Source organism: Leifsonia sp. McL0627, assembly GCF_058244615.1.
In genome coordinates, this window is record NZ_JBZCGM010000002.1 from 541,730 (window position 1) to 566,757 (window position 25,028).

Here is a 25,028-nt window from a genome sequence, read left to right on the forward strand (position 1 = left end):
CCGACCCGGGCGACGACCGCCGAGACGAGTCAACCACTTCAGTGCCGGTCTCGAACGCCTGGTCCGGCAGGACGCACGCTCCGACCTGCGCTCAGTGATCCCAGCCAGGACCGGCGAACGCACCGAGCGGATCAGCGCCGAGCTTCGTGAGCTGGCCGGCCCCGACGACCGGTAGCGCGGCGCCATCGGCGAACGGCGTCGCGTGCTCGGTGAACCAGCGGTGGAGTTCGCCGCGCAGTGCCGCCAGCGTTGCGGCATGCTCGGGATGCTCGACGAGGTTCTCCCGCTCCTCCGGATCGTGTGCGAGGTCATACAGCTCGTGCGGCCCGAGCGGATGCCGGTGGACATACTTCCAGTCGGCCGTGCGGATCATTCGCACGGGTCCGTACTCGTCGAACACCACGACGGGACGTTCCCGCCCGTCACTCTGACTACCCGTGAGAAGCGGGGCGAAGCTCCTTCCCGGTCCGTCCTCGAAGGGGCCGGGATCGAGTCCGACGAGCGCGAGCAGAGTGGCGGCCAGGTCGTAGCCGGAGAGCAGGGCGGGCAGCACGGTGCCTGCGGGGATCGTGCCGGGGTGGCGGAAGATCGCCGGCACCTTCACCGAGGTGTCGAACATGTTCTGCGGGAACGTCCCGTTCCCCTTTCCCCAGATGCCGTGATGTCCGCAATTAAAGCCGTTGTCGCTCAGGAAGACGACGATGGTGTGCTCGGTCGCGCCTGCGTCGTCGAGCGCGGCAAGGATCCGGCCGATCGCCGCATCCATCGCACTCACCGCGGCGAAGTAGCCGATCAGTGCAGCGCGCGGGTCGGCCTCGCCCCCGATCGGCACGCCGTCGACCATCGGGGTCCAGGGATGCGGCTCCAGCTGCGGGCAGCTCAGGAACGCGCAGTCGGTGTAGAGCTCCTCGAACTCGGCGGGATGCTGCCCGGCGAACGGCTTGTGCGGCGCCGTGAAGTTCACCGCCGCGAAGAACGGGTCATCGCCTGCCGCAGCTCCCGTCACGAACTCGATGGCGTCGTCGGCGATGACATCGGTGAGATAGCCGGTGACCGGCGCGCGCGTCGTCCCGCGGTACATCGTCGCCTCGGAGTAACTCGACCCTCCGCCCTCGAGCGCGAACCAGTGTTCGAAGCCGCGACGCGGACGGTCGCTCGCCCCCAGATGCCACTTGCCGGAGAGCCCCAACCGGTAGCCGGCGGCAGCGAGCGCATCCGTGACGGTCGGCAGCTCGAGATAGTCGGCACTGTCCGGTCCCACGTGCGGGCCGTCCAGGTAGTCGTGGACGCCGTGCCGCGACGGGATCGTGCCGGTGAGCAGGCTCGCGCGCGCCGGTGAGCAGACCGGTGAGACGCAGAAGAAGTTCTCGAGCCTTGCCCCCTCGTCCGCCAGCCGGTCGAGCACCGGCGTCCTGATCTCGTCATTTCCCGCGCTACCGAGTGCCCAGGCGCCCTGATCGTCGCTGAGGATCAGGACGATGTTGGGTCGCACGCTCACGCAAGCCTCACCGTGATCGTCTGCGAGGCGCCGGCCAGACCGGTGAGATCGCCGAAGGTCAGTCGCAGTCGCCGACCGGTCTGCGTCGCGACCACCGACGATGGTGCGTTGACGACGGAGCGGACGGGCCTGTTCCAGTCGAGGACGAGCCCGGTGACGTGGCGGGTGGGATCGGACACCACAACGGTGGCGGTGCGCGCGCGGGCGTCCTCTCGGATGAGGACGCTCGCGGGGGCCGAGGTGGTGAGCGCGCCGGCGGAGCCTACCGTCCAGAAGTTCACCGCCGTGAACCCGAGCGACGGCACCTGGATGCCGTGGGCTGTCGCCGAGGCGGCGAGCGTGCGCATCCAGTGCGGCTGCGCCGCCCGCACAGCCGCAGCGCGATCGCTCGCGCCCGGCATCAACAGGTAGCAATACGAGGCGTCGGCCGGGTCCGTGCCGTGGACCAGAGAGAGGGTCGCGTAGTCGCGGTCGACGGGCGGCACGAGGCGTGCGGCAGCTGTGTCGTCGATGTCGGACCATGCACCGTGGCGGCTCTCGCGGAGAACGGTCAGCGGCGCACCACCAGGGAACACGTATGCCGAGTGCCCCTGGATGCTGGCCCAGCGCGCGGACGCCACTCCGGTCGACCCGCTGTCCGCGACAGCGTGACCGTTCACGCGCACCGTGTGGTCGTGGCCGAGGTCGAGGATGCGGTTGTCGACAACGGTTGCGACTTCGGCGCCGTCCTTCGCCGTGATGCCCGAGCCGACGCAGACGATGGCGTCGTCCAGGCAGAACCAGGAGGTGCGCGCGCGGAGGGTGCTGAACGGGCCGACGAGTTCCTGCCCGAGCGCCGCATACCGTCCGTCGGTGACTCCGCCGGCCCAGCTCGACGATGGATTCACGTTCGCGTACGTGCCGCCCTGCCCGTCGGCGAGGGGGAGTCGCGACGCGGTGGTGCCCGGCAGCCGGTACGGATCGACGGTCGGCCAGAAGCCGTTGTCGTAGTGGTCAGGGTCGCCGGTGAGATGGATGGCGGTGAATCCGTCGCCGGTGTGCCAACCGCGGAGGTTGTCCCCTCCGCCGTTCTCGTAGTATGCCGTTCGTTCGGAGGCGAGGGAGACCGAGAACGCCCATCCTGGCCGTCTGTGCACCGCTCTGTCCATCGCGGCGAACAGGGTGTGACCGGACGGCTCCGGAGCAGCCGGGATCGAGCTGTCCGCCAGCAGCGCCGACGCCAGGCTGATCTTCACGATCGACCCGGTGTCGCCCACCGGCCGCGGGGTGCGGGTCAGCCAGCCCTTGGCCGCCGACGCGAGTCGGAGGCGCGTGGCGTCGTCAGCGGTCGCCTGCGACAACATGATCAGGTCGGTCGCCGCCGCGATGCCGTCGTCCCACCCGCGCTCTCCCGGACGGGCGATCGCGCGTCCTCGCACGGAGTCGAGCATGACGCCGTCGTAGATGAACGGCGCGAAGCCGTGCACGGCAGCCTCGTAGACCGTCTGGATTCCTGGGGCGGCGATCGCCCACGGCGATCCGCTCAGCACGGTGACGAGGAGCGCGAGGTCTTTGAGCCAGACCTCGCCGTATGTGCCTGTGTACGGCACCCCGACGCCCGCGGCCGTGTGCTGGATCCAGGAGTAGTCGGCGTAGAGGCCGTCGCCGGCAGCCACGATCGCCAGCGTCGGCGCGATCTCGGCGACCGCCTGCTGGATGGCCGTCGCGTCGTCTCCGAGGGCGCCGCGCACGATGCGGACCCTGCACATGTCGAGGCGGTTGGCGCCGGTCGATGGATGCGGTCCGGCGACCGCCTGCTGCACAGCCGCATCCGCGACGAAGTAGTCGATCGCCGCACAGTAGCTCTGGAGCTGGGCCGCCGTCAGGCTGTCATGGAGGAGCACCGCGATGTCTTCGAGCCGCTGCGGTGAGCCGATCTGCCAGTCCCACCAGTTGTCGTATCCGTGCATCGCACCGGTGTCGCCCGCGGCAGCGCTGTACGCACCGGCCACGAGGAAGTCGAGTCCGGAGGCCACGTCGGCGACGATGGCCTGATCGCCCGAGTACGCGGTGCCGGGCGTGACCACCGCGACCGCCAGGTCTTTCAGCCGGCCGAAGCTCGACGTGACATTGGCGGACTTCGCACCGAGCGGCAGATCGGGGAAGAGGGCCGCCCTCCCCGGCGACCGGTCGAGACCGGCCAGGGCAGCGGCAGCGGCGGCCGAGAGGGTGTCGAGCGCCGGGCGGAATGCCGGATCGCCCGCGTCGAACGGAGCGCCGGTCGTCAACCGCGACCAGTTCTCGCGCACCGACGAGAAGTCGTCAGCGGTCGGAATCGCCGCCGCCGACAACCCGGTCGCGGACGCAGGGGCAGGGCGTGCGGCGCTCAGAGCGATGAGCACCGAGAGCGCGCCTGCACCCTGCACGACCTGTCGTCGGGTGAACCCCGCACCGAACGGCTGGGTGTCGTCTCGCATGGCTGGCCTCCATCGGCTACGTCCCCGGTGACCGTGCGGCCATCGCTGCAGCGAGCCTGCACGACGCCGAGAGGCACAATAAAGAACAACTTCGCGGGCGCTGCTCAGCGCGACGCGTGCCACGCGAGCAGCGACGCCCAGGCCTCCGGCAAGTCAGGCAACTCCGGATGCCAGGCCTTCTCCCATTCGAGCGACCACCACAGCTCGGGGCGGCCGTCGAGCGATGCGGCGATCTCACCGAGCGGAAGGTCGCCGTCGCCGATCAGGGTGAGCTCGCCGTCCAGACCCGATCGCGCGTCCTTGACCTGCACGTACGCGAGCCACGGTTCGATGGCGGTCAGGGTCTCCCGCGGGGACTCGCCGGCGCGCCACGGGTGGAGCACATCCCAGATCGCGCCGACCCCGTGACCGGGCGCCGCCTCGTCGAGCCCGGAGAGAATCCGGGCGATGTCCGCGCCCCGTGGATGCGAGTCGTGCGTCTCCAGCGCCAGCCCGACCTCCAGCGCGGCGGCCGCTGGGACGGCACCGGCGAGTCGGCGGATCGCCCGCTCGTCCGCATCCGCTGTCGCGTCGCCCGCACCGGGGAAGAGCCGCACTGTGTGCGCGCCGAGGTCGGCCGCCAGCCGGAGGTGCTCCTCGAGCGATACGTGGAACGCGCGGTCGTCCTGGACCGGTGAGCACACCCGGAGGTAGGAGGCGACGGCGAGCACGACCACGTTTCTGCTCGCACACGCCTCGGCGATGCGCGCGCGTTCCGCCCTGCTCAGCGCGAGGTCGATCGGGCCGTCCGGCTCCACCCGGAGCTCGACCCCGCGTGCGCCGAAAACGTCGGCGAGGTCGAGTACCTGGTCGAGGGAGGCGTGCGGGCAGCCGAGGGTGGAAAACGCGAGGGGCATGGCGGGTGTCCTTGAGGTCGGGAATCCGGTGTTGTTTCCTGGGGACGTTACCGTGACACAGCCGTGCGGCAGAACGCGCGAGAATGTCCGTGAAGTGTGTCTTTATTGGTTCCTTTTTGTGCTCGTAGGCTCGCCGAAGTTCACGCCTTCACCGGGAACTCCCCCGCCCCTAACGACGAAGATAGGACCTGACATGCAGCGGAGATCACACCGCCTCCTGGGCCGCGCCACCACCGCAGTGGTGGCCATCGCCCTGACCGGCACAGCCCTCACCGCCTGCTCATCCGGCTCATCGGCCGGAAGCAGCAGCGACAGCTTCACGTACTGGTCGATGTGGCAGCAGAACGAAGCCCCCGCCAAGGCGCTTCAGCAGTCGATCGACGAATTCGAGAAGCAGTCCGGCGTCACCGTGAACGTGCAGTGGCAGGGCCGACAGGTGCTCAAGAAGCTCCAGCCGACGCTCACCGGAACGCCCGCCGCCGACCTGGTGGATCAACCGACGGCGAACGTGCAGTCCATCATGGTCCCCGTCGACGGCGCCGCCGATCTAAGTGACGTCTACGACAGTAAGGTCCCCGGCGAGACGAAGACCGTCGGCGAACTGATCCCCGAGAAGTACCGCAAGCTCGGCACGTTCGACGGCAAGGCCGACATCATCCCGTTCACGGTCACCAACTACGCCCTCTGGTACAACGCCGCGAAGACGCACCCCACCGCGGACGACCTGGCGACCTGGGACGGTTTCACGTCCTACCTCGACGAGCAGAAGGCCGCGGGAGCGACCCCCATCGCACTCGACGGCGACATCCCCACCTACAACGAGTTCTGGTACTCCTCGCTCGTCGTCAGCAAGCTCGGCGCCGGCGCGTTCAACAAGGCGGCGGGCGACAAGACGGGCAAGACGTGGAGCAAGCCCGGCTATCTGAAGGCAGCCCAGCAGGTCGCCGAGCTCCAGAAGAGCGGCGCGCTCCTCCCCGGCTTCGACGCCTCCAAATTCCCCGCCGGACAGCAGAAATGGGCGGCCAATTCCGCCCAGTTCCTCTTCATGGGATCTTGGCTGCCGCAGGAGGTGGCGCCATACGCCGACGCAGGATTCGACTTCGCAGCGGCGGCGTTCCCGAACAACGGGTACACGGGCGCCCACCAGGCCATCGCCGACATCGCTGGCTGGGTGGTGCCGTCCAAGAGTAAGCACCAGGATGCGGCCAAGAAGTTCATCGCATTCATGTATGGCAAGAAGCAGATCGAGAACTACGCACAGGTCTCCAAAACCCTCGTCGCGCGCCCGGATGTGGAGGTCGCCCCGGCGATGAAGGACCCCGCGAAGATCCTCGCCGACGCCACTGTGCTCTACAACTCAACGGACAGCGTCGCGAACGACTACGCCGACTGGAACACGAAGGTGTTCCAGCCTCTCAACGACAAGCTCCTCACCGGCAAGCTCAGCGCCTCCGACTTCATCGACCAGGTGACCATGCAGTCGGTGGACTACTGGAAGCGCAACCAGTGACTGTCACCGACGCACCCCGCCTGATCTCCACATCCTCCTCCGGCGGCGCGATGACCTCGCGCCGCCGGGGCAGTTCCTTCGAGCGGAGCAGGAACCGGCTATTCCTCCCCTTCGTCGCTCCGGCGCTGCTGCTCTACGTGATCTTCCTGCTGGCTCCGCTCGTCGGCACGTTCGTCATCAGCCTCAACAAGTGGGCGGGCGGCGGCCCGATGCACTGGGTGGGCTTCGACAACTACACCCGCCTGTTCGAAGATCCGGTGTTCCTGCAATCGTTCGGGAACATGCTCCTGCTTCTGGTGGTCGGAGGCGTCGGCACGTTCGCCGTGAGCTTTCTGCTGATGATCCTGCTCCGGGAACTGCCGGGGAAGAAGTTCGCCAGGGCGGTGATCTTCTTCCCGACGATCGTGCCGGCGCTGGTGCTCTCCATCCTCTGGGGCTTCCTGTTCCAGTCCGACGGTCTCGTCAACACGATGCTGCGGGCGATGGGGGTCGCGTATCCACCGCAGTGGCTGGCGAGCGACAACCAGTTCACGATGATCCTCATCGGAATCATGTGGACGAGCACCGGCTTCTACACGACAATCCTGATGGCGGCCGTCGACCGCATCCCCGCCTACTTCTATGAGGATTGTGCACTCGCAGGTGCGAACGCCTGGCAGGTCTTCCGGAACGTGACCCTGCCCCTCTCCTGGGATGTGGTCGGGGTCTGCTCTGTGCTGTGGACGATCAACGCAGTCAAGACCTTCGAGTTCATCCTCGCCATGGCCGGCGCGAGCGGGTCGCTTCCTCCGATCAACACCTGGACGTCCGCGATGTTCGCATACGCCTCCGCGTACCCGACAGGCGGCGTGCCTGCCTACGGCAGCTCGGCCGCCAGCTCCGTCGTGATCCTCGCACTCGTCGCGCTGCTGGTGGTGGGTATCCGCCGCCTGATGCGCCGCGACCCGATCGAGTTCTGAACCGGGCGCACGAAAGGAAACCCATGACCTCCCTGACAGTGAAACCGGCCCGCGCCCGCCGCGGCCCCGCCCGCACCACCTCTCGTCTGCAGCGTGCGATCGGATCTCCGATCGTCTGGCTCCTCGTCGCCTTCAACGGCGCGATCGTGATCTGGATCCTCGTCTCGTCGCTCAAGGACACCAAGTCGATTCTCGCCACCCCGTGGGCGCTCCCGAGCGCGCTGCACCTGGACAACTTCGCGCGAGCGTGGAGCAGCGGCGACTTCGCCCAGGCCACGGTCAACTCCGTCGTGCTGGTGATCGGCACGGCGCTCGCGACCGTGCTGCTGGCCGCCCCGGCTGCATATGCGCTGACCAGGCTCACCAGCCGGGCGAGCGGCACTCTGACTGCCCTCTTCGCGATGGGTCTCGGCGTTCCCAGCTTCGCGATCTTCCTCCCGCTCTACTCGGTCATGAACAGCCTCGGCCTGGTGAACAGCCTGTGGGGGCTCTGGCTGCTCTACACCGCCACGTCGATGCCGTTCGGCGTCTTCTTCCTCACCGCGTTCTTCCGCTCCCTCCCCGTCGAGATCGAGGAGGCCGCCAGCCTGGACGGCGCGACGCCGTGGTACGTCTACTGGCGCATCATGTTCCCGCTCGCGCGGTCCGGGGTCATCACGCTCATCATCCTCAACGTCATCCAGCACTGGGGAGAGACGTTCTTCGCGCTCGTCTTCATCCAGGATCACGCGCTGCAGACCCTCCCGCTCGCGCTCTACAACTTCCTTCAGACGATGCAGTACTCGGGTGCGGACTGGGCGGGCATGTTCGCTGGGATCGCCATCGTGGTCGTCCCGATGATCATCGCCTACGTCTTCCTCGCGCGTCGCATCATCGACGGCATGACCCTCGGAGCCGGAAAGTAACAATGTCACTCACACAACCGACCGGGACAGCCCCCTCGACCTGGGCAGGCGGCCCCCGGCCATCGGTGGGCATCGTCATGCGCGACGACGTGCTCCCTCACGTCTTGCCCGACGACCTCCGGACCGAGCTGAGCGAACTCGCCGACGTGGTCGATTTGAGCCACGGGGACCTCGCCGTTCCCGACCCTGCCCTTCTCGGCTCGCTCGACCTTCTGCTGACAGGGTGGGGTGCGCCCAGGCTCGGACCGGAGCAGCTTGCCGCCGCCCCCGGGCTCGTCGGGGTGTTCCACGCCGCGGGTTCGGTCAAATGGCTGATCTCCCCCGAGCTGACGCAGCGTGGCATCGCGGTCTCGTCGGCGGGGACCGCGAACGCCGAGCCTGTCGCCGAATACACCGTGAGTGTCATCCGGCTCGCGCTGAAGCGCGGCTTCCGCCTGGCGGCCGACTACCGACAGGGCACCCCGCTCGACAACACGACCGATCCGGACACCGGAGGGATCGATCGCGTGATCGGCGTCGTCGGAGCCTCGCGCATAGGCCGCCTCGTGATCGCGGAGCTCGTGCGCGGCCGCAACACCGTGCTGGTCGCCGACCCGTACCTGAGCGAAGCGGACGCCGCCTCCATCGGCGCCGAGCTGACGACGATGGATGCGCTCTTCGAACGCAGCGACCTCGTCACCCTCCATGCGCCCCTGCTGCCGGAGACGACCGGCATGGTGGACAGCCGGATGCTCGCCTCGCTCCGGGACGGCGCGGTGCTGGTGAACACGGCCCGCGGCGCCCTCGTCGACACCGCCGCCCTCACCCGCGAGTGCTCGACGGGCAGAATCGATGCCGTGCTCGATGTCACCGATCCGGAGCCGCTGCCCGCAGACCACTCGCTGCTCACGCTCGGCAACGTCTTCATCACGCCGCACATCGCCGGAGCGAGCGGGACCGAACTGCGGACGCTCGGCGAGTTCGCCGTCTCCGAGATCCGCCGGTTCCTCGACGGCCGCCCTCTCCGCGGAACCGTGAACCCGGGACTGCTCGGGGTGAGCGCGTGACATCCTCGTCGACCGGCGCGCGACGCGGCGCCCGATCCGCCGCGGCGCTCAGCTTCGCCGGCGCCCCGCGGGAGCTCAAGTACCAGCGGCTGATCGGCGAGCTCCGCCGCCGCATCCTCGACACCACCTGGCCTCCTGGAACGAAGATCCCAACGTTGCGCGAGGTCGCCACCGAGACGGGTTGCTCGCTGACGACGGTGCGCCACGCGTTCGACGAACTCGAGGCAGCCGGCCTCATCGTGCGCCGCCAGGGTTCCGGCACGTATGTGGCGGAGTCGATGAGTCGAACGCCTGCGCGCGCCGTCATCGGTGTGCTCGTGCCGGACACCACGTGGTACTTCCCGCCGATCATCCAGGGCATCGAAGAGGTGCTCGCGGAGAACGGCGCACGACTGGTCTTCGCCAACTCCCAGTACGATCCCGACATCGAGCGCGACGCGCTCGCGGGTCTGCTCGCGGCGGGAATCGATGGGCTGCTCTACGTTCCCTTGCTGGAGGACGGAGCCGAGAACGCCCGCGCAGAACTCGCCCGGTTGGAGCAGCTTCCCGTTCCCGCCGTCATGGTCGAGCGCCGCCTCGCCGGCGCTGGGCCGGCCGACGACACCTTTCACGTCTGCACGGACCACGAGGGCGGCGCGTACGACGCCGTGCGCCACCTGCACGGGCTCGGGCACACGCGGATCGCGCTCGCCGTCCGCCGCAGCCTCGGTCCGGCGGCAGGTCCGATCGAGTCGGGCTTCCATCGCGCGATCGAAGACTTGGGGCTCGTCGGATCGGTCGACGGGGCCGCCCGCGACGAGTGGACGGCCGAACGCGCCGACCAGTGCATCGCGCGTCTCCGGGAAGATGGCGTCACCGGCGTGCTCTGTTTCGGCGACAGGGAGGCGATCCTGCTGCTCGCCGCCGCCCGGCGTGCTGGCGTGCGCGTGCCGCACGATCTGGCGATCGTCTCCTACGACAACGAGTATGCGGACATCGCGGACGTGCCGCTCACCGCGATCTCGCCGCCCAAGTATCAGCTCGGCAGGCTCTCCGCCGAGCTGTTGCTCCGGCGCGTGCAGGGCGACGCCCAGCTCGCTCCCCAGCAGATCCTGCTCCGCCCCACCCTCGTCATCCGTCAGTCGAGCGACCCGACGATCCGCTAGTCCGTCGTGAGCACCACCAACCGCTGCGTCGCCCTCGTCATCGCCACGTAGTGGTCCACAGCCCCCTCGATCCCGGTGCCGTACGCCTCCGGGTCGAGCAGCACCACGAGGTCGAACTCGAGACCCTTCGACAGCTCCGGCGTCACATACCGGATGCGTGGGGACGGCGCGAACAACCCGGCACCGTCCGGCTCCGCCCCGATCACGCAGCCGATTCCCTCTCCCTCCTCGTGCTCAGCGAGCCACGCATCCAGGATCGGCTGCAGGTCGGCCACGGCGCCGTGCTGCACGGGCACCCCGCTGCTCCGGATGGAGGTGGGCACGTTCGCGTCGGGCAGCACAGCCCGGATGATCGGCTCGGCCTCCGCCATCACCTCCTCCGGGGTGCGGTAGTTGATCGTCAGCGACGTCTGCTCCGCGTGCGGCAGCCCGATCCGGTCGAGGCGGTCGTGCCAGGTCTCGGTGAAGCCGTGCCTGGCCTGGGCGCGGTCGCCCACGATCGTGAAGCTGCGGGACGGGCAGCGCCGCAGCAGCATGTCCCACTCGGCGTCGGACAGTTCCTGGGCCTCGTCCACGATGATGTGCGCGAACGGGCCGGCCAACAGGTCGGGGTCGGCGCTCGGCAGGGCGGCCTCGTCGATCAGGCTGTTCTGGGCGTCCGGCCGGCGCAGCATCGACATCACCAGCATCTCCGAGTCGTCGGACGCGATGAGGTCGTCGATGACCTTCGCCATCTGCTCCCGCTCGGCAGCGAGGGTGGCCGCCCGTCGGCGCGCGCGCTTCGACGCCTCCGGGTCGCCGATGCGCTGGCGGGCCGCATCCAGGTATGGCAGGTCGGAGACCGTCCAGGCGCGCGCATCCTGTCGCTGCAGCAGCGACACCTGCTCGGGAGTGAGCCAGGGGGCGCAGAGCCGCAAGTAGGCGGGCACCGACCAGAGATCGCCGACCACGCCCACCGGGTCGAGCACCGGCCAGGCCTTCGCGAACGTCCTGGTCAGATCCTCGTTCTGAAGCAGCGCCTTCCGCAGCAGGTGCGGGGGCACCTCCTCCTCGTCGAACCGGTCGATCAGGATGTCGAGCAGCGCCTCCCAGACCAGGTCGCGCGCGTCGTTGTGCGCCGTGCCGGGGTCGGGGGTGTCGAAGGCCTCCGCCCACTCTGCGGCGCTCAGCCGCACATCCGCCCACGGCGTCTCCACCGTCAGCCCAGTGGATGGGGGCGTCTCGTAGTACCGCACGGCCGCCTCCACCGCCTGCACGAGGGCGGAGGACGACTTGAGCGCCGCCACCCGCCGGTCGGTCTCCTGCGCCGCCGTCGCCCCCTCGCCGACCAGGTCTCGGAGGGTGCAGATCTGCACGCTCTCCTCGCCGAGACTCGGCAGCACATCGTCGACGTAGGCGAGGTAGCCCTGGCTCGGTCCGACGAACAGCACACCGTCGTCGCCGCGGGAGATGCGCGGGTCGGAGTAGAGCAGGTAGGCCGCCCGGTGCAGCGCGACGACGGTTTTACCCGTGCCGGGGCCGCCGTCGACCACCAGGGCGCCCCGCGACCCCGCCCGGATGATCGCATCCTGGTCGGACTGGATGGTGCTGAGCACGTCGCGCATCCTGGGCGACCGGCTGCTGCCGAGACTGGCGATGAACGCCGACTGGTCGTCGAGCGCCGCCTCGTCGAGCAGGCCGTCCTCGGTGAAGACCTCGTCCCAATAGTCGCTGACCCGGCCGCGGGTCCAGCGGTAGCGGCGGCGGCTCGCCAAGCCCTGTGGATGCGCGTGCGTCGCCGCGAAGAACGGCTCGGCGGCGGGTGCGCGCCAGTCGATGAGCAGGCGGCGGCCGGAGCTGTCCGACAGGCTGAGGCGGCCGATGTACACCGGCTCCGAACCGTCGTCGGCGACGATGCGCCCGAGGCAGAGGTCGAGCGTGAATCGGCGCAGTGCCCGCAGCCTGGCGGTCAGCCGGTGGATCTCGATGTCGCGATCCAGGGCGGCCTGCCCCTCGCCGACGGGGGCGAGGCGTTCGGCGGCGAGGCGCTGCTCCAGGTCGGCGATCTGCTCGTCGAGGCTCACGGCGATGGCGGCGAACTGTTCCTCGTCGCGGGCGATCAGGTGCGCGTCGCGCTTGGCGGCGAGACGTTCGGGAAGGGCGAAGGCAGAGGTCGAGAGAGTCACGATGGACGATTCTCCGCCCGACCAGGGGGCTTGTGGCAAGCCCCCTGGTGTGTTATATATTGGAAATGCGGGGGAAGCTTACTCCTCCGCATCGTTCGTTAACCGGCGTCGTTCGTGAACTGCCGCGCGTAGAAGCGTTCCGTGTCCTCCACCACGTGCCACGGCACCTCGTGGTGGCCGCCCGGCGTCGTCTGCAGCGACTTGTCCTGCGACCCGAAAGCGTCGAACAGGGCGAACCCGGAGGCGCGGTCGATCTCGGCGTCGTCCAGCGGCAGCAGGAAGTGCACGGGGACCGTGACCTGCTGCGCCGCCGCCATCAGCGCCGGATAGACGAGCACGCCCCCGAACACTCCGGCGGCGATCCGGGGATCGACGGCCGTCAGCGTGATGCCGATGGCGGACGCGAGCGTCATCCCGCCGAAACCGACCGGCCCGCCGACGCCGATCTCGGGGAGGGTCTGCAGCGCATCCAATGCCGCCTGCCACTCTGGCACGGCGCGCTCGACCAGCGAGGCGTTGAACTCGGCGACGATCGGCGCGATCGACTCGCCGGCATCCCGCGCCTGCAACATCGCCGTGACCCATCGCTGGTCCTCTGCCGACCGCGGCCGGTCGCCGTGGCCGGGCGCGTCGATGCTCGCGACGATGAACCCGTAGGTCTCGGCCAGGTGCACGGCGCGCGCGACCAGGCCCTCCGCCTTCTTGTGCAGGCCGCCGCCGTGCCCCATCAGCACGAGCGGCGCCGGGCCGGTGAGGGAGGCGGGCGTCCAGAGCACGCCGGGGACCGCATCCAGGATGAACTCGCGCTCGACGACCGCACCGGGAGCGGAGGAGGACGAGGAGAAGGTGTCAGAAATGAAGTGCATGGTGGTGCCTTTCGAGAGAGCCGTCTTCGGCGCTCCCGGCGACACCTGCGTCGGTCGCCCTACCGTGAGGCGGAGGGGGAGCACCATCTGTGAACTGCGTTCATGGGTGTCACCTCCTCAGGCGTGTCACGGGACGTTGAGGACGATAGCAGGCCGGCGGGGCCCGCGTCTACGGGCTGCTCACGCCCTCGCTGTGGCGGCGTTCCGGACGACCCTGTGGACTACGACCGGTACTCCGGGTTCTCGAACGCGGTCCGCGCGCCCGCGTCCCACTCCCCGCGCTGGTTGCCGTAGGCGGGGAACCCGCCCGCCGCCTTCAGCATCGAGGCGAGGTGCATCAGGTTCCAGGCGGCGAAGGTGGTGTTGCGGTTGGTGAAGTCGTTGTCGTAGCCGACGCGCGTGCCGTCCTCGAGCTCGTCGCCGTAGCTGGGGCCAGGGCCCGCCTCGCCGATCCAGCCGGCGTCGGCCGCGGGCGGGATGCTGTACCCGATGTGCTGGAGGCTGTAGAGGATGTTGGAGGCGCAGTGCTTGATGCCGTCCTCGTTCCCGGTGATCAGGCATCCACCCGCCTTGCCATAGAAGAGCGACTGGCCGTGCTCGTTCAGTTCGCCCGAGAGGGCGTAGAGGCGTTCGATGACCTTCTTGGTCTCGCTGCTGTTGTCGCCCAGCCAGATCGGTCCTGCGACGACCAGGATGTCGGCATCCATGACCCGCGGGAACAGGTCCGGCCAGGCGTCCTCCGCCCAGCCGTGCTCGCGCATGTCCGGGTATACACCGGTCGCGATGGGGTGGTCCACCGAGCGGAACATGTCGACGCTCACGCCCTGCTTGACCATGATGTCCGCACTCACGTCGATCAGGCGCTGGGTGTGGCTGACCTCCGGCGACCGGGTCAGCGTGGTGTTGATGAAAAGGGCACGGAGGGCCGAGAAGTCGGTGGGGATCGCATCCATGTGTCGGACGGTAGACGCCGTGCGCTGTTCTGACTAGCCCTCGCGCAGCGGACGCTCAGCGCAGCACGCCGAGGGAGCGCGCCGTGGACACCGCCGCGGTGCGCGAGGCGACGCCGAGCTTGGAGAAGACGTGCACCAGATGCGACTTGACCGTGGCGTCGGTGACATGGAGGCGTCGCGCGATCTCGGCGTTCGACGCGCCGTCCGCGACCAGCTGGAGCACCTCGATCTCGCGCGCGGACAGGCTCACCATCGGCGACCGCAGACGTTCCATCAGCCGTCCGGCGATAGCCGGGGCCAGCGCGCTCTCCCCCGCCGCAGCACTCCGGATGGCCGCGATCAGGTCTCCGGGCGGCGCGTCCTTCAGCAGGTAGCCGCTGGCGCCGGCCTCGACAGCGCCGAGGATGTCGCCGTCGGTGTCGTAGTTGGTGAGCACGAGGACGTACGGCGCGGCGTCCAGCGCCCGGATGCGCCTGGTCGCATCCGCGCCGCTCGACCCTCCGGCGAACTGCAGGTCCATCAGCACGAGCTCCGGCGCAGCCGACTCTGCGAGGGCGACCGCCTCATCCGGTGTCGCTGCCTCGCCGATCACCTGGATGTCGTCTTCGGCGTCCAGGAGCGCCCGGATGCCCGCGCGCACGACGGGATGGTCGTCGGCGATCACGACCCTGATCATTGTTCCTCCAACCGGATGGTGACCGTCAGTGTGGTCCCTCTGCCCGGTGCACTGTCCACCACGAGGTCGCCGCCGAGTTGCTCCACCCGTTCCGCGATGGCCCTCAGCCCGAACGAGTCGGAGCCCGCCGCCCGCGCGCCGACGAGTTCCGGCGCGAAACCGACCCCGTCGTCCGACACGGTGAGCGTCACCTGACCGTCCGTCGCGTCGAGCACGATCCGCGCGACCGTCGCGTTCGCGTGCTGGACCACGTTCGCCAGCGCGCCCTGCGCGATCCGCAGGAGAGCGGTCTGCACGGCCATCGGAAGATGCCCCGTCTGGGACGCCTCGACCTCCACCCGGAGCTCGCCGTCTGTGGCCTGCTGCTGCTCCCCCAGCCGGGCGAGCGCCTGGCCCAGACCGTCGTCCAGCCACGGCGGGGCCAGCTCCCGGATGAACCGGCGGGTGTCGGCGAGCCCGTCTGCGGCGGTCTCGCGCGCGAGCCGCACATACTCGGCTCCCGGGCGGTCGCCGTCCGCGCGCTCGGCGGCGTGCAGCAACAGTTGGATGCTCGACAGGCCCTGGGCGACCGTGTCGTGGATCTCGCGGGCGAGCCGGGAACGCTCGGCGAGCATCCCCTGTTCGCGCTCGCTCTCGGCCAGGCGGTCTCTGGTGGCGACGAGTTCGGCGAGCAGTGCTTCGCGCTCCACGGCCTCGCGGGCGAGCGCCCGGTAGCCGAGCCCGATCAGGAGGGCGACGGCCGCGCCCACGATGGGGCCGATCACGCCACCGATGGTGAAGCCGCTGTGCATTCCGAGTGCCACGATCGCCACGCCGGTCGCGGCGACGACCGCCGCGGGACCGAGCAGACCGTGCAGCACGTGCAGGTAGAGGAAGAACATCGGGAAGACGAGGTACGCGGCTTCCGGCACCAGGACGATCAGGCCGATCCAGATGACGGACAACCCGGCGATCCAGACCGCTCCGGCGGCCGCCCGGCGTCGCTCCGGCACGAAGCGCATGAACCCGACGAGCGCGTAGACGACGGCAAAGGCCGCGGTGAGCAGGAGCGACAGCGGCAGCGTCGGGCCCCCGACGATGAACACCCGCACCAGCACGAGCGCCAGCAGGCCGACCACCAGCAGGTGGAGGCCCGTGCGCAGCCCGACGAAGACGGGGGTGAGGGTGTTGTGCGGCATGTCCGTTCCAGCGTACGGACCCGGAGCCCTCCCGGGCATCCATCGAAAGTTCGAGCGCAACATCCACAGCCTTGGCGATGACCGGCGACGCAGAGAAAAGGAGGCTGGATGAGTGCCCGGAGACTCCTCCGGAACGGAAAGGAATCATCGTGTTCGTCGCATGGCGTGACCTGCGCTTCGCGCGTGGCCGCTTCATCCTGATCGGCGCCGTCGTCGCGCTCATCACCATTCTCGTCGGCTTTCTGGCCGGCCTGACCGGCGGTCTGGCGTTCCAGAACGTCTCGGCGGTGCTCGACCTGCCAGGCAACCGGCTCGTGCTGCAGCAGGAGAAGGGCTCCTCGGCCAGCTTCTCCGAATCGGAGCTGTCGCCGGAGACGGTGAGCGCCTGGCAGAACGCGCCGGGGGTGAAGGAGGCGCTTCCCGTCGGCATCCAGCAGGCCCGCGCCCAGTTCGACGGCACGACGTCCGGCGCCGCACTGTTCGGGATGCCCGCCGGTGCGGACTCGCAGATCAGCCGCATGGTGCCGTCGTCGGACGACGAGATCGGGCTGTCGGCCGGTGCGGCGAAGAACCTGGGCGCGAAGGCCGGCGACAGCGTGACCATCGCGGGGACCGCCTACCGGGTCGCCTCGGTCGGCGGCGACGTCTGGTACAGCCACAGCCCCGTCATCGCCATGACACCGGCTGCCGCGACAGCCGCGGACAAGCGGCTCGGCGGGAACGGCTCGGCCGTGGTGCTGGCCGTCACCGGCGATCCCGACTGGGATGCGGTCGCTGCGAAGACGGGCACGGCGGCGCTCGCACCGCTGTCGAGCCTCACCGCGCTGGAGACCTTCAAGTCGGAGATCGGCTCGCTCGCCCTCATGGTCGTCATGCTGTTCGGGATCTCGGCGCTCGTCGTCGGAGCCTTCTTCACCGTCTGGACCATGCAGCGCTCCGGCGACATCGCCGTGCTGAAGGCGCTCGGCGCGACGACGAAATCGCTCGTGCTCGACGCCCTCGGGCAAGCCCTGGTGGTGCTCGTCATCGGCATCGGTATCGGTCTCGCCGTCGTCGTCGGCCTCGGCGCCCTCGCCGGCGGAGCGCTGCCCTTCCTGATCAGCCCGCTCACGACCATCGTGCCCGCCGCCGCCATGGCGGTGCTCGGCCTGGCCGGTGCAGCGGTCGCCCTCCGGACCGTCACGTCGGCGGACCCCCTCACAGCCCTCGGGAGCAACAGATGATCACCCTCGACAACGTCACCCTCACCTTCCCTGACGGCGCCTCCCGCGTGACAGCGGTGGATGCGGTCAGCATCACCGGCCAGGCCGGTCGCGTCACCGGGATCACCGGCCCGTCCGGTTCAGGCAAGTCGAGCATCCTGGCCATCGCCGGCACGCTCATCCGCCCGGACTCCGGCCGCGTGCTCATCGACGACGTGGATGCGGCCGGGCTGTCCCGCACGGAGGCGACGGCTCTCCGCCGCAACAGCATCGGCATCGTGTTCCAGCAGTCGAACCTGCTGCCGTCCCTGACCGCCCGCGAGCAGCTGCAGGTGATGGGCGAGCTCGGCGACCCGCGCTCGCGCGGCCTGCGCCGCTCGGTGCGCGCCCGGGTGGACGAACTCCTCGACGCCGTCGGGCTGATCGACCAGGCCGACCGGCGGCCCGCGCAGCTCTCCGGCGGTCAGCGGCAGCGCGTCGCCATCGCCCGCGCGCTGGTGCGCGACCCGCGCGTGCTGCTGGTGGACGAGCCGACGAGCGCCCTCGACCAGGAGCGCGGGGCGGCGATCATGGACCTGATCGCGCGCCTCAGCCGGGAGCGGGACACCGCGACGCTGCTGGTCACGCACGACCTCGGCCACAGCGCGGCCCTGGACGAGCTGATCACCGTGGTGGACGGGCGCGTGGTGGAGTCGGTGGCGGCGGCCGCCTAGCCCGCGACGCCAACGAGTGGTCCCGAATTGCCGTGCCGGCGCATCCCGCACGGCAATTCGGGACCACTCGTTCGTGATTCGCGCGTTACGCGACGCCGGTCGCGGGGTGGGCGAGCACCGCGAGCCCAGCGAGCACCGCTCGCGAGCGGAGCACGTCGTCCGCCGTGCCGCTGATCAGGGAGTCGAGGTCGTCGAAGCGCTCCATGTCGCGCAGGCGCTGCACGACTTCCACCTCGATCCGGCGGCCGTAGAGGTCGGCGTCGAGGTCGTGGATGTACGCCTCGGCCCGCGTCTCGGCCACGTCGCCGAACGTCGGGTTGTCGCCGATGCTCACGGTCGCGCCGTGCGCGACGGTGGAAGGCGGGAACCGCACGAGGCAGGCGTACACGCCGTCCGGCGGGAGGACCCCGTCCCGTGCCCTCGCGATGTTCGCCGTCGGGAAGCCCAGGTGCCTGCCCCGGCCGTCCCCGGCGACGACGAGCCCGCCGAACCGCATCCGGATGCTCAGACCTGGGCCGGCAGGTCGCGGTACCTGCTCTGGTGGAACACCAGCGGCGCCACCTCAGGGAACGCCTCCGCGTTCACGACCTCCAGCAGGATGATCTCGTGGTCGCCGCCGTCGAACGACGCCCGCACCTCGCACTCCAGCCAGAGCGCCGCGCCGTCGATGAGCACGGCGCCGCTCTCGCCCTCATGCCATTCCGCGCCCTCGAAACGATCCGGGATGCGCGCCGAGAGTTGGCGGCAGAGCACCTCGTGATGCGAGCCGAGCACGCTCATCCCGAGCCTGCTGCTGGTGGCGAGGACCGGCCAGGTGCTGGAGGTGCGGGCGACGCTGACGGCGACGAGCGCCGGTTCGAGCGAGATGGAGGTGAAGGAGTTCACGGCCATCCCGACCGGGCGGTCGTCGATGACCGCCCCGATCGCGACGACGCCGGTCGGGAAGACGGAGAACGCGCGCCGCAGCGCGACGGTGGGCGGTGCATCCTGCAGGTTCTGCTGGCTGGACATATCGCTGATCCTTTTGGTCGTCGTTGACCCGATTAGTCAACTTTGTCTATATCCGGAAATTCTATGCAGATTTGATCATGCAAACAAGGCGTGGACCGCAGACGGTGCTTTAGGCTGTGGACCATGTCGTCCACCACCCGGCTCGTCGTCCTCGGAGCCGTCCACCAGTTCCAGCCGGTGCACGGATACTTCCTCCGCCGAGAACTGATGACCTGGCACGTCGACGAATGGGCCAACGTGCAACCCGGCTCCATCTACAACGCGCTGCGCTCCCTCGAAAACGACGGCTACGTGCAGGAGAGCGGAACGGAGTCCGACGGCAAACGCCCGGCCCGCACCACCTACCGGATCACCCCGGAAGGCGAGGTCGAATTCCTCCGGATGTTCCGCAGCGCCCTCTGGAACGTCGAAGTGTTCGACACGAAACCGGTGATGGTGATCGCGTCGTTCATGCACGTCCTCAGCCGCCAAGAGGTGATCGAGGCGCTCGATCACCGCATCACCAAGATCGACGCCATCGCGCTCACCAACGCGTACAACATCGAAGACACGGCCCGCTCGTCCACCACTCCGCGCTACGTGCGCGAGATCTTCGAGCTGTCCACGATCCGGTTGCGCGGCGAGCAGCAGTGGGCGCGCGACCTGCGCGAGCGCCTCATCGCCGGGGAGTACGTGTTCGCGGGGGAGGCGGCAGTGGATGCTGCCGTAGATGCTGCGGCCGAGGTGTCGTCCGACGCCGAATAGGGCGTGTAGCGCTTACGGGGCTGACGCGATCAGCACGGAGACGAGCACAGCGAGCCCGACGACCAGGGAGAGCCCGCCGGTTGCGAGCCCGGCGACGGCCAGTCCTCGCGATTGCCGAATGCCCAGAATCCCGAAGATGACGGCCGTGATCGCCAAGAGGAGCCCCAGCACGAAGACCCACACGAGCAGCAGCGAGGCGATGCCCAAAACGATCGACGCGACGGCGAACCCGATCCGGGGTCGGGCGGCACTCGGGGTTCGCGATTCGATGGGAAATTGTTCGGACACGTCGTCAGCCTACTGAGTCAGGCCAGTGCGGCTTGTTCGAGGCTGCGGGCAGTCCCCAGTTCCGGATCAGTCGATCCCCGGGGATCTCGCTCAGGTCAGGCGCTCCTCCAAGTTGCAACTCAAGTGACGCCACCTCTACCACTCGGTAATTGTGTTCCGCACGTAGTGAATCTCCGCTCGGCGGACCGGTATAGCCGACCGGCGACGACCACCCGGTTGTTTCGAAGTCCTGGTCGCCCCAGTCCGCATACGACGCGAGGTGCGTGATCGAGCGTCCCCGCGCGCCGCCTCTGATCGCCGGACCGACCCCGATCATTGCCGGACCGAATGCAACAGCGTCGCCGCCGGACCCCGCGTTTGCACCTACCAACCGAATATTGACTTCGCGACGAGAAACAATCCGAGAAACGCAAGTAGACAGCCCAGCCACGCCATCATCGCGGGCGAGGACCGCTTTACGGCAGGATAGTTCGGCCCGAACTTCGCCTCGATGTTCTCCCGATTGCGTTTCGCGACTGCGTCACGAAAGACCACGGCGGCGACGCCCGCAAGCGTTGCTACACAGCCCACGATGAGCATCAGAAGATCGGACGGACACCTCGCGATGTTTGCCGCTGCAGGATGCACGGCGGCAGCGGAGGGCTGCGCGGCGGCCGCGGACAACGGGGCGAAGACGACGATGAGTGCCGCGAGCATGGCGACAGGAATGGTGACGAACCGCAAAGGAATCCCCCGGAAAGCTGAAAGAACTGACAGGGTGTGAGACCCCGCCGTCAGCCATCCGTGACGCCACTCTGCGTGAAATCCTGAAACTCGTTATAGGGCAGCCTCAGCGGGCGCTCACCAGCCGGTCGATCGCATCCGGTGACAGCAGTTCGGTCTGAGCGCCGAGCGCCGTCGCGACGATCGCCCCGGCGGCGGAGGCGCGGAGCATCGCCGACAGGATGTCCGAGCCGGAGCTGAGCGCAGCAGCCAGCGCCCCGCAGAACGCGTCGCCCGATCCTGTCGTGTCGACCGCGTCCACCAGGAACGCGTCCACGTCGAGCGTGCCGTCCGTGCGGTGCAGCCAGACCGCGCCGCGACTGCCGAGTGTAACGATCACCGCAGCAGGGCCCGCACTCAGGATGCGTTCTGCTCCGCCGAGCGCGGCGGCCTCGGTCTCGTTGACCACCACGATGTCGGCGACGCCCAGCAGCCCGGCAGTCATCCCCTCGGTCGGCGCCGCGTTGAGGATCGTCAGCGCACCGGCCCGGCGCCCGGCGGCGAGCGCCGCCTCTGCCGCGTCGGCGGGGATCTCGAGCTGCACCAGCACCACGTCCACCCCGGCGACCGTGGCGGCCGCAGCGTCGACGGCCGCGGTCGCGGCCTCCGGGCTCAGCGTCCCGTTGGCGCCCTGCGCGACGACGATGCTGTTTCCAGAGCCTGGCAGCACGGCGACGTGCGCCGATCCGGTCGGCTGCGAGCGTGACACCAGCAGGCCGCCGCCGTCGAGTCCTGCGCGATGCAGCGCATCCAGCAGGAACGCACCGTCGCCATCGTCGCCGACCTGGCCGCAGAACCGCGTGACTGCTCCGGAGCGCTGGGCGGCGACGGCCTGGTTGAAGCCTTTACCGCCTGGATGCAGGCCGATCGCCTCCCCGAGCACGGTCTCACCGAGCTCGGGGTAGCGGTCGACCCGCACCATCCTGTCGACATTGGCGCTGCCGACGACGCACACGACACCCATGCCGACGGCCTCGGTCAGCCGACCGGGGCGAGGGTGCGGAAACCGGCGCCGGGGTGGTCGGACGGGAGGGTCGCCGCGTCGCCGCCGAGGAGGCGTTCGCGGAGGGTCGGAGCGGTGTACTCGGAGGCCGCGACGCCGCGGCGGCGCAGGATCGGGAGGACCTGCTCGACGAAGTCGATGGTCGAGCCCGGCTGCACCACGGGGGTGAGGAGGAAGCCGTCGAGATCGGCGCCGTCGGCGAGCGCGCAGAGCTGGTCGGCGATCTCCTCGGCCGTTCCGACGTACGGTTTCACCCCAACGCCGTGCTCGTGCCAGTCCTTCAGCACGTCGCCGACGGTGAGGCCGGCGAACCGCGAGACCTGGGTCTGCGACAGCTCGGTGTGCAGGTCGGTCATCGGGGTCGACGGGTCGTAGGACGAGAGGTCGAGGCCAGTGAACCAGGCGTACGACGCGACCGCCACCTCGGGACGCTGCGAGTCGAGGATCTCCTGGTACTTGCGGTGCGCCTCGTCGGTGGTCGCGCCGATGACGCACGCGAACGCGGACATCAGTTTGATCGAGTCGGGCGCACGGCCGTTCGCGACCGCCTCCGCTCGGATCAGCCGCACATTCTCTGCGAGCTTCTCGACCGTGCCGCCGCCGAGGAAGATGCACTCGCCGTGGCGTCCGCCGAACTGGCGTCCGGCCGGCGACGTGCCCGCCTGGAACAGCACGGGCGTGCCCTGCGGCGAGTACGACGTGTTGCCGTAGCCGTGCGACCGGAAGTACGGGCCGTCGTGCGAGATGCGGTGCACCTTGGCCGGGTCGGCGTAGCGTCCCAGCTTGTCCTTCTCCAGGGCGCCGGGCTCCCAGGCGCCCTCCCACAGCTTGTAGACGACCTCCATGAAGTCGTCGGCCATCCGGTAGCGCTCGTCGTGCGGGACCATCGGCACGCCGAACGCTTCGACGGCCGTCTCGGCGGTTCCGGTGGTGACGACGTTCCAGCCGACGCGGCCTCCGGAGAGGTGGTCGAGGCTCGCCATGCGGCGGGCGAACGAGTACGGCTGCTCCAGCAGGGTGGAGCCGGTCAGCACGAGGCCGAGGTTCTCGGTCTGCGGGAGGACGGCCGCCGCGACGATCGCCGGGTCGAGTCGCGGAAGGTCCAGCCCCTCGACGGAGCAGATGTCCGGACGGCTGCCGTTGACGTCCGCCCAGCCCCACGCGTCCGCCAGGAACATGAAGTCGAGCTTCGCGTCCTCGCAGATCGCCGAGATCTCGCGCCAGTATCCGAGCGTGTCGAAGAGGTGGCGCTGGTTCTCCGGGTATCGCCAGGTGGCGGTGCCGGAGTCGTTGGTCTGCGCGTTCTCGAACAGGCCGAAGCGGAGCTGTTTCATGGGGTGTTACCTTTCACAACGGGATTACGGATACGACAGGTGGATGCGCGCGAGAGCCGGTCAGCGACCGACGATCTCACCGTCGCTCCACCACAGGACCTTCTTGCGGACGAGCGCCAGGGCCGACACCAGCACCACGCCCATCACGCACAGCAGGGCGATGCTGGCCCAGGTGACCGGCAGGTTCGCCTGCGCTGCGGAGATGGTCACCAGCGAGCCGAGGCCCGCCTGCTGACCGGCCGCGACGAACTCGGCGACCGCGGCACCGACGATCGCGAGCGGGAGGGCGATGCGGAGCCCTGCGAAGAAGTACGGCATGCTGCCGGGGAAGCGCAGGTCGCGGAAGATCTCCCACTTGCTGGCGTGCAGCGTGCGCATCACGTCGAGCGCGCGCACATCCACGTCGCGGAGTCCGGCGAGCGAGTTGACCAGCATCGGGAAGAACACGACCAGGCCGGTCACGATGTACTTCGGCGTCATGCCGAAGCCGAACGCGACGACCAGCGCAGGGGCGATGGCGACGATCGGGGTCACCATGACCACGACCACCAGGGGCATCACGGCCCGCTCGATCAGCTGGAACTCCGCCATCACCACCGCGAGCAGGAAGCCCGCGATGATGCCGGCGGCGGCGCCGATCACCACTTCTTGCGCGGTGACGAGCAGGTTGGACCAGTACATCCCCGCATCGCCGATCAGGCTGCCCCAGATCGCATCCAGTGTCGGGATGACGTACGGGTTCGCGAGGGCGACGAGCTGCCACAGCGCTGCCGCGATCACGAAGGTGATCACGGTCGGCACCCACAGCTTCCAGCGCACCTTCGTGAGTAGGCCGGGCCGGGCCGGGCCTCCATTGCTGCGGGCGACCCCTGCGGCGGGCATCGTGGAGGCGCCCATCGTGCCGGACTCAGACATGCTTCTTCTCCATCACACTCTGGAGGGACGAGCGCACGCGCCCCTCGAGGTCGCGGAACTCGTCCGTCGCGTATGCGTCGGCCGTCCTCGGCCTCGGCAGGTTCACGTCGATCACCTCGTGCACCCGGCCTGGATGCGCGGCCATCACCACGATCCGGTCGGACAGCATGATCGCCTCCGGCACCGAGTGGGTGACGAACAGCACGGCCTTGCGGTTGGACTGCCAGAACTCGAGCAGGCCGAGCCGCTGCTGGTCGCGGTTCATCTCGTCGAGCGCCGAGAACGGCTCGTCCATCAGCAGGACACTCGGGTCGAAGACGAACGTGCGGGCGATGGCGGCGCGCTGCTGCATTCCGCCGGACAACTGCGACGGGAACTTGTCGATCGCGTGGCCGAGCCCGAACGAGGTGAGGAGCTCGGCAGGGTCGCGGAGCGTGCGTCCAGTGTTCGCCTTGCGGTTGATCCGCGTCGGCAGCTTGACGTTGTCGAGCACGGTCCGCCACGGCAGCAGCGCGGGCGACTGGGGCACGAGCCCGATCAGCTTGTCCTTGGTGGCCGACAGGACGGTCTCGCCGTCGACCGTGACGGAGCCCTCGTCGGCGTCCAGGAGACCGGCGACGACCTTGAGCAGCGTCGACTTTCCGCATCCACTGGGGCCGATGACCGAGACGAACTCGCCCATCCCGATGGAGAGGGACACGTCGTCGAGGACCAGCGTGCGCTCGCCCTCCGCGCCGAAGCTCTTCGAGACTCCGGCGATCTGAACGCCCGCGCGCGTTGCGGTGGGGGTGGTCGTTGACATG

24 protein-coding genes are annotated in these 25,028 nt (G+C 69.2%); 8 read left to right on the top strand and 16 right to left on the bottom strand.

Annotation, left to right across the window (positions count from 1 at the left end; genetic code table 11):
* Positions 1-91: 91 nt before the first annotated feature.
* The 3 genes from AC37TH_RS03025 to AC37TH_RS03035 form a co-directional block, all read right to left on the bottom strand.
* Positions 92-1,498 (bottom strand): sulfatase family protein, encoded by a 1,407-nt coding sequence (locus AC37TH_RS03025; RefSeq protein WP_490762878.1) that lies wholly within the window; start codon positions 1,496-1,498, stop codon positions 92-94.
* On the bottom strand, positions 1,495-3,954 hold the full coding sequence (locus AC37TH_RS03030; protein ID WP_490762879.1) for a polysaccharide lyase 8 family protein: 2,460 nt from the start codon (positions 3,952-3,954) through the stop codon (positions 1,495-1,497). The genes AC37TH_RS03025 and AC37TH_RS03030 overlap by 4 nt, the downstream gene beginning before the upstream one ends.
* Before the next feature lie 104 nt (positions 3,955-4,058).
* Positions 4,059-4,850: a sugar phosphate isomerase/epimerase family protein gene (locus AC37TH_RS03035; RefSeq protein WP_490762880.1), complete on the bottom strand. Its 792-nt coding sequence runs from the start codon at positions 4,848-4,850 to the stop codon at positions 4,059-4,061.
* Positions 4,851-5,043: 193 nt separating this feature from the next.
* Between AC37TH_RS03035 and AC37TH_RS03040 the strand changes: the two genes are divergently transcribed.
* Genes AC37TH_RS03040 through AC37TH_RS03060 form a run of 5 tightly spaced genes read left to right on the top strand, consistent with a single transcriptional unit; the run spans position 5,044 to position 10,415 of the window.
* Positions 5,044-6,360 (top strand): ABC transporter substrate-binding protein, encoded by a 1,317-nt coding sequence (locus AC37TH_RS03040; protein WP_490762881.1) that lies wholly within the window; start codon positions 5,044-5,046, stop codon positions 6,358-6,360.
* Positions 6,357-7,319, top strand: coding sequence for a carbohydrate ABC transporter permease (locus tag AC37TH_RS03045; RefSeq protein WP_490762882.1), 963 nt, complete (start codon positions 6,357-6,359; stop codon positions 7,317-7,319). Before AC37TH_RS03040 ends, AC37TH_RS03045 begins: the two co-directional genes overlap by 4 nt.
* Before the next feature lie 23 nt (positions 7,320-7,342).
* Positions 7,343-8,224: a carbohydrate ABC transporter permease gene (locus tag AC37TH_RS03050; RefSeq protein WP_490762883.1), complete on the top strand. Its 882-nt coding sequence runs from the start codon at positions 7,343-7,345 to the stop codon at positions 8,222-8,224.
* A gap of 2 nt (positions 8,225-8,226) precedes the next feature.
* Positions 8,227-9,270, top strand: coding sequence for a hydroxyacid dehydrogenase (locus tag AC37TH_RS03055; RefSeq protein WP_490762884.1), 1,044 nt, complete (start codon positions 8,227-8,229; stop codon positions 9,268-9,270).
* Complete coding sequence (locus tag AC37TH_RS03060; RefSeq protein ID WP_490762885.1) at positions 9,267-10,415, top strand: LacI family DNA-binding transcriptional regulator; 1,149 nt, start codon at positions 9,267-9,269, stop codon at positions 10,413-10,415. The genes AC37TH_RS03055 and AC37TH_RS03060 overlap by 4 nt, the downstream gene beginning before the upstream one ends.
* Here AC37TH_RS03060 and helR read toward each other — a convergent pair.
* The 5 genes from helR to AC37TH_RS03085 all read right to left on the bottom strand — a co-directional run bounded on the left by helR (position 10,412) and on the right by AC37TH_RS03085 (position 16,253).
* Positions 10,412-12,583, bottom strand: a complete 2,172-nt coding sequence (gene helR / locus AC37TH_RS03065) for an RNA polymerase recycling motor ATPase HelR (protein ID WP_490763845.1) — start codon at positions 12,581-12,583, stop codon at positions 10,412-10,414. The genes AC37TH_RS03060 and helR overlap by 4 nt on opposite strands.
* A gap of 95 nt (positions 12,584-12,678) precedes the next feature.
* Positions 12,679-13,533, bottom strand: coding sequence for a dienelactone hydrolase family protein (locus AC37TH_RS03070; RefSeq protein ID WP_490762886.1), 855 nt, complete (start codon positions 13,531-13,533; stop codon positions 12,679-12,681).
* A gap of 134 nt (positions 13,534-13,667) precedes the next feature.
* Positions 13,668-14,399 carry a flavodoxin family protein gene (locus AC37TH_RS03075; RefSeq protein WP_490762887.1) on the bottom strand — a complete coding sequence of 244 codons (732 nt, stop codon included), beginning with the start codon at positions 14,397-14,399 and terminating at the stop codon, positions 13,668-13,670.
* Between the two features lie 55 nt (positions 14,400-14,454).
* Positions 14,455-15,075, bottom strand: a complete 621-nt coding sequence (locus AC37TH_RS03080) for a response regulator (protein WP_490762888.1) — start codon at positions 15,073-15,075, stop codon at positions 14,455-14,457.
* Positions 15,072-16,253 (bottom strand): sensor histidine kinase, encoded by a 1,182-nt coding sequence (locus AC37TH_RS03085; RefSeq protein ID WP_490762889.1) that lies wholly within the window; start codon positions 16,251-16,253, stop codon positions 15,072-15,074. Before AC37TH_RS03085 ends, AC37TH_RS03080 begins: the two co-directional genes overlap by 4 nt.
* 149 nt (positions 16,254-16,402) lie before the next feature.
* Here AC37TH_RS03085 and AC37TH_RS03090 point away from each other — a divergent pair, with 149 nt between their 5' ends.
* Complete coding sequence (locus tag AC37TH_RS03090; protein WP_490762890.1) at positions 16,403-17,476, top strand: ABC transporter permease; 1,074 nt, start codon at positions 16,403-16,405, stop codon at positions 17,474-17,476.
* Complete coding sequence (locus tag AC37TH_RS03095) at positions 17,473-18,168, top strand: ABC transporter ATP-binding protein (protein ID WP_490762891.1); 696 nt, start codon at positions 17,473-17,475, stop codon at positions 18,166-18,168. Before AC37TH_RS03090 ends, AC37TH_RS03095 begins: the two co-directional genes overlap by 4 nt.
* An 85-nt stretch (positions 18,169-18,253) precedes the next feature.
* Here the strand turns inward: AC37TH_RS03095 and AC37TH_RS03100 are convergent, their stop codons facing one another.
* Both AC37TH_RS03100 and AC37TH_RS03105 read right to left on the bottom strand, forming a co-directional pair.
* Entirely contained in the window at positions 18,254-18,664 is a 411-nt protein-coding gene (locus AC37TH_RS03100; protein WP_490762892.1) for a riboflavin kinase, read from the bottom strand.
* A gap of 8 nt (positions 18,665-18,672) precedes the next feature.
* Complete coding sequence (locus tag AC37TH_RS03105) at positions 18,673-19,179, bottom strand: flavin reductase family protein (protein WP_490762893.1); 507 nt, start codon at positions 19,177-19,179, stop codon at positions 18,673-18,675.
* 123 nt (positions 19,180-19,302) lie between these two features.
* Between AC37TH_RS03105 and AC37TH_RS03110 the strand changes: the two genes are divergently transcribed.
* Positions 19,303-19,923 carry a PadR family transcriptional regulator gene (locus AC37TH_RS03110; protein ID WP_490762894.1) on the top strand — a complete coding sequence of 207 codons (621 nt, stop codon included), beginning with the start codon at positions 19,303-19,305 and terminating at the stop codon, positions 19,921-19,923.
* A 12-nt stretch (positions 19,924-19,935) separates the two neighbouring features.
* On the opposite strand, the gene AC37TH_RS03115 is transcribed toward AC37TH_RS03110, so the two are convergent.
* The 6 genes from AC37TH_RS03115 to AC37TH_RS03140 all read right to left on the bottom strand — a co-directional run bounded on the left by AC37TH_RS03115 (position 19,936) and on the right by AC37TH_RS03140 (position 25,027).
* Positions 19,936-20,211: a hypothetical protein gene (locus AC37TH_RS03115; RefSeq protein WP_490762895.1), complete on the bottom strand. Its 276-nt coding sequence runs from the start codon at positions 20,209-20,211 to the stop codon at positions 19,936-19,938.
* A gap of 363 nt (positions 20,212-20,574) precedes the next feature.
* A complete protein-coding gene (locus AC37TH_RS03120; protein ID WP_490762896.1) occupies positions 20,575-20,934 on the bottom strand; it encodes a hypothetical protein in 360 nt (119 codons plus the stop codon).
* 106 nt (positions 20,935-21,040) lie between these two features.
* Entirely contained in the window at positions 21,041-21,937 is an 897-nt protein-coding gene (locus AC37TH_RS03125) for a ribokinase (protein WP_490762897.1), read from the bottom strand.
* A gap of 14 nt (positions 21,938-21,951) precedes the next feature.
* Positions 21,952-23,310: an NtaA/DmoA family FMN-dependent monooxygenase gene (locus AC37TH_RS03130; RefSeq protein ID WP_490762898.1), complete on the bottom strand. Its 1,359-nt coding sequence runs from the start codon at positions 23,308-23,310 to the stop codon at positions 21,952-21,954.
* Between the two features lie 60 nt (positions 23,311-23,370).
* The gene (locus tag AC37TH_RS03135) at positions 23,371-24,225 is read right to left on the bottom strand and encodes an ABC transporter permease (RefSeq protein WP_490762899.1); all 855 of its coding nucleotides are present in this window, start codon (positions 24,223-24,225) and stop codon (positions 23,371-23,373) included.
* Entirely contained in the window at positions 24,218-25,027 is an 810-nt protein-coding gene (locus AC37TH_RS03140) for an ABC transporter ATP-binding protein (protein ID WP_490762900.1), read from the bottom strand. Before AC37TH_RS03140 ends, AC37TH_RS03135 begins: the two co-directional genes overlap by 8 nt.
* Position 25,028: the final 1 nt, after the last annotated feature.